A 4,053-nucleotide genomic window follows, 5' to 3' on the forward strand; every position below is an offset into this window, starting at 1 on the left:
GGCCCGTCGCCACGCTGAGGGTCGTGGCTCCGGAAGAGCGTCGTACCTTCGGGGTACGCCCCGATCTCAAGGTTCCCGATGAGTTCTTCTTCGCGCCCCTGCCAGAAGGCAGGGTTGAAGGTCAACCTGGTCCATTGTCCACGTTACCTACGCCGACGATGACGTTCTCGGGACCAGGCTGACGGTCGGCCTGGTCCGGTGGCCCATGTGACCTCGGAGCACGCCGTTGTACCTGCCTGCAACGAGTTTGCGCTGACAGGGATTCACGTGAGGAGTGCTCGCGCCGATCCACTTCGGCTCACGGGGCCGAAATGAGTCTCCACACCCGGTGCTCGCCGGGTAGCCGGGTGCCGGTACGCGCTTGGTGCCCGCCGCGGCCGACAGGCCCGCCGCTGGCCTCGCTCGCCCGTTCCCGATACGCTGTGTGAGACAGGCGGTGCACGGTCGTCTGGGAGCACCGTGACCGTGCCGCTCGGCAGCTTGTCGGCGCGATAGCGGACCGCTGGTGTCAAGAGACTCAGCAACCTCAGTCAATACCGGACCCCAGGGAGCGCATCCATGAGCCCGAGCCGCAAAAACGACGACCGTCACGAGCCCGACGACCCCGACATCGCCCAGGCAATGCGGGAGCGCCGACAGGAACTGGGCCTGAGCGTGCCGGCGATGGCAGCACGCGCCGGCGTTTCCGAGCAGACCTGGCGCAACTACGAGGCCGGTCGCACCCAGGTGCGCGGCGACAAGCAGGCGGGCGTGTGGGAAGCCCTCGAATGGGAGCCGCCCGCCCACGTGGCCGCACTGGACGGCCTTCGCGCCTACCTGCAAAGCGGCGCAACGCCAATGGGCATGGCTGGTGGCCCCGGCGACCTCGGCACCGCCTTCGGCGTCCCTGGATACGACATCCCTGACGAAGCCTACGACGCCTTCGAAGGCCTAGACGCCGAGGACCTGGCCGCCCAGGCCGCCGCCGAGCTCCCCATCCCCGACTGGGATGACATCCCTACGGTGTTTTCCGAGGTCTACTCCCCGCGGTTGGCCCGCATGCTCGGGGAGGACGCCGCCCGCTGCTTCGCCCTGGGGACCTTCCTGTTCGACATGTCCGTCGCCGAGGACCTCGAGGGCCTGGCATCGCTTCCCCGCGGCGCCCACCTGGGCCAGCTCGACGAGACCCACATCGGCTCCACCCTGCCGCAGTTGTGGCTGACCCGCTACGACTACGAGTTCGTCTTCCAGTTGCGCGGCACCGCCCGGGACATGACCCTGCGTCTGACCGACGCCGGCCCTGCGGACGGTGAGCCGCTGGTGCGCAACCTGGCCGACGCCCTCGTGCTCCACGACATCTTCAACCTCGGCGGCGTCATCGCCGACTCGCGCGGCGCCGACATCGACGAGGACCGTTGGGAGGGCTGGGTGGACGCCCTGTCCGGCCCCGACCAGCCCGCTCACGCGCTGATCGCCATGGGCCTGGTCCCGCCCGCCGACGCGCCCGATCACTTCGACAACTGGTTCGCGCCGCTGCCGGCCCCCTTCATCCCCGACTGGGACAGCCCATCAGAGGGCACCGGGTCGACGACGGCGACCGACCGGGGCGACGCCACCGTCACCCCGCTGCGCCGCAGTCACTGACGGCGTCGCCGCCGTAGTCGATGGTGGAGTCGCGCACCCGCAGGGGCGGCGATGGGTACCACCACCCGCCCTCAGGCCTCCAGTGCGGTCGCCCCGTTCGCGCCGGGCACGTCCCCGCTGCGGCGGGCGTGGATCTTGGCGGCCTGTCGCAGCGTCAGTTGCCGGGTCAGCGTCATGACCGCGCCGGAGATCACCGCGAATGCGACCACTTCGCCAAGCCGGTAGCTGAGCACCTGGTCCTCCTCCCGCGGTGCGGGCTTGCCGGTTACGGCCTTCCAACCGGCGGCCACGGCCTTCTCGGCAACAGTGCCGGAGACCAGGAGTGACAGGGCGGAGGCAACCGTCCAACCGAGACTGTTCTTCATGGTGGTGACTCCCTGAAATCTGCTTGATGACTGGACACCTGTCGGCGACGACGGCGCTGTCGCTGGTCGCCGACCCTGCCCTGATCCTGTCACATGCATCGGGCGGGCGGTGCGTGGACGCACCCGGACCAGTGCATTACACGGGCAGTCGGCAGCGTTTTCACAGTTGCCCGTCGGCGGCGCAACGGGACGTGGCCACCGCTGCGCCGCCCGCATGAGTGCCACGCGGGCAGACGCGCCTGGTGCCGCCCGGGCCGGTGCGGGATGTCGGGCGAGCATCGTCGTCGCGGTAGGCTGTTCCCGCAACGACAGGGGAGCGCCCGTCGTCGGCGGGCCTGCCCCGCCTGCGGCCACGGCGCTGAGAGTGCGGGAAGCCGCAGACCCTCGAACCTGCCCCGGTTCGCACCGGCGAAGGAAGTCGAGAATCTCCCCGGGCGCACCGGCTGCGCCCGGGCCCTCCGGAGAGCCCATCCAGGAGGACCATCGTGAACACCAACCAGATCGACGGCGCCGCCTCGACGCGCAGCGCCCGCTCGCTCGCCACCATCCGCCCCAGCCGCCGCGCCCTGCTCGCCGGGGGCGCCGCCACCGCCGTCGGCCTGGCGCTCGCGGCCTGCGGCTCCGGGAACAACGGCGCGGGCGACACCGCGGCGGGCGGTGACACCGTCACCGTCGTCACCTACGACTCCTTCGACCTGCCCGACGAGCTCATCACCGCCTTCAAGGACGACACCGGCTACACCCTGGAGATCGCCCGCTCCGGCGACGGCGGCGAGGTCGCCAACAAGCTGATCCTCACCAAGGATGCCCCGCTCGGCGACGCCGTCTTCGGCATCAACAACACCATGGCCTCCCGCATCCTCGCCGAGGGCGTCATCGACACCACCACCGCCCTAAACCTGCCCGACGGCGCCGCGGACTACCTCGCCCCCTACATCGTCGACGACACCCCCGCGCTCGTGCCCATCGACTTCGGGGAGGTGTGCGTCAACGTCGACACCTTCTGGCTCTCCGACCGCGGCCTGGAGATACCCACCGTCTTCGAGGACCTGACCGACCCGGTCTACAAGGACATGTTCGTCGCCATCAACCCCACCACCTCCTCCACCGGCATGGCCTTCCTGCTGGCCACCATCGGCCACTTCGGCGAGGACGGCTTCGCCCAGTACTGGAAGGACCTGGTCGCCAACGGCACCAAGATCGACGAGGGCTGGTCGGACGCCTACTACACCGACTTCACCGCCGGCGGCGGCGATGGCGCCTACCCGATCGTCGTCTCCTACTCCTCCTCGCCCGCCGCCACCCTCAACGACGACGGCATCCCCACCACCGCCGCAATGTCGCGCACCGCCACCCGCCAGGTCGAGTACGCGGGCGTGCTGGCCGGGGCCGCCAACCCCGACGGCGCCGCCGCCTTCGTCGCCTGGATGCTGTCGCGCCAGGTGCAGGAGGCCATCCCCGACGCCATGTACATGTACCCGGTGGACCCCGATGCCGCCCTCGCGGACGACCTGGCCGATTTCGGTGCCACTGCTGAGGATCCGATCGTCGTCGACCCGGCGGACATCGCCGACCACCAGCAGGAGTGGCTGACCGCCTGGGCGGAGGCCGTCGGCCAGTGACGGTGGGAACGGAGGGCTGCCAGTGACAACGGCGGTGGCCGGCCCGAGTGCCCGGGGTCCGCGGGCGACGGCGGGGGAGCGGATCGGCTGGACGCTCGCCGTCGCCGCCCCGCTGGCCTTCCTCGGTGTGTTCTTCGCCTGGCCCGTGCTGACGCTGTTGGCCCGCGGCCTGGCGCCCGACGGCACCCTCGACCTGGGCGGCTTCGGCGAAGTGCTGTCCCGGCCGCGCACCTGGCGGATCATCGGCCAGACCCTCATCCAGGCCACCGCCGCCACCGTCATCTGCGTGGCGCTCGGCATCCCGGGGGCGCTGGTGCTCTACCGGCGCCGCTTCCCCGGCCAGGGCCTGCTGCGCGGCGTGGTCACGGTGCCCTTCGTGCTGCCCAGCGTCGTCGTCGGCACCGCCTTCCACGCCCTGGTGACCACCGGCGGGCCGCTCGGCG

4 protein-coding genes and 1 pseudogene are annotated in these 4,053 nt (G+C 70.8%); 4 read left to right on the plus strand and 1 reads right to left on the minus strand.

Going from position 1 to position 4,053, the window contains the following annotated elements:
* Both BN1056_RS04550 and BN1056_RS04555 read left to right on the plus strand, forming a co-directional pair.
* The coding region (locus tag BN1056_RS04550; protein ID WP_210579432.1) for a hypothetical protein at window positions 1–182 on the plus strand (182 nt) is incomplete at its 5' end.
* Between the two features lie 376 nt (window positions 183–558).
* Window positions 559–1,623 (plus strand): helix-turn-helix domain-containing protein, encoded by a 1,065-nt coding sequence (locus BN1056_RS04555; protein WP_210579433.1) that lies wholly within the window; start codon window positions 559–561, stop codon window positions 1,621–1,623.
* Between the two features lie 71 nt (window positions 1,624–1,694).
* Here the strand turns inward: BN1056_RS04555 and BN1056_RS04560 are convergent, their stop codons facing one another.
* Window positions 1,695–1,988 (minus strand): DUF4235 domain-containing protein, encoded by a 294-nt coding sequence (locus BN1056_RS04560; RefSeq protein ID WP_108965636.1) that lies wholly within the window; start codon window positions 1,986–1,988, stop codon window positions 1,695–1,697.
* Between the two features lie 485 nt (window positions 1,989–2,473).
* Between BN1056_RS04560 and BN1056_RS04565 the strand changes: the two genes are divergently transcribed.
* Window positions 2,474–3,610, plus strand: a complete 1,137-nt coding sequence (locus tag BN1056_RS04565) for a thiamine ABC transporter substrate-binding protein (protein WP_244671503.1) — start codon at window positions 2,474–2,476, stop codon at window positions 3,608–3,610.
* Between the two features lie 22 nt (window positions 3,611–3,632).
* Window positions 3,633–4,053, plus strand: a pseudogene (locus BN1056_RS04570) (iron ABC transporter permease); the annotation flags it as partial.

The organism is Actinomyces succiniciruminis (assembly GCF_900002405.1).
GTDB lineage: Bacteria > Actinomycetota > Actinomycetes > Actinomycetales > Actinomycetaceae > Actinomyces > Actinomyces succiniciruminis.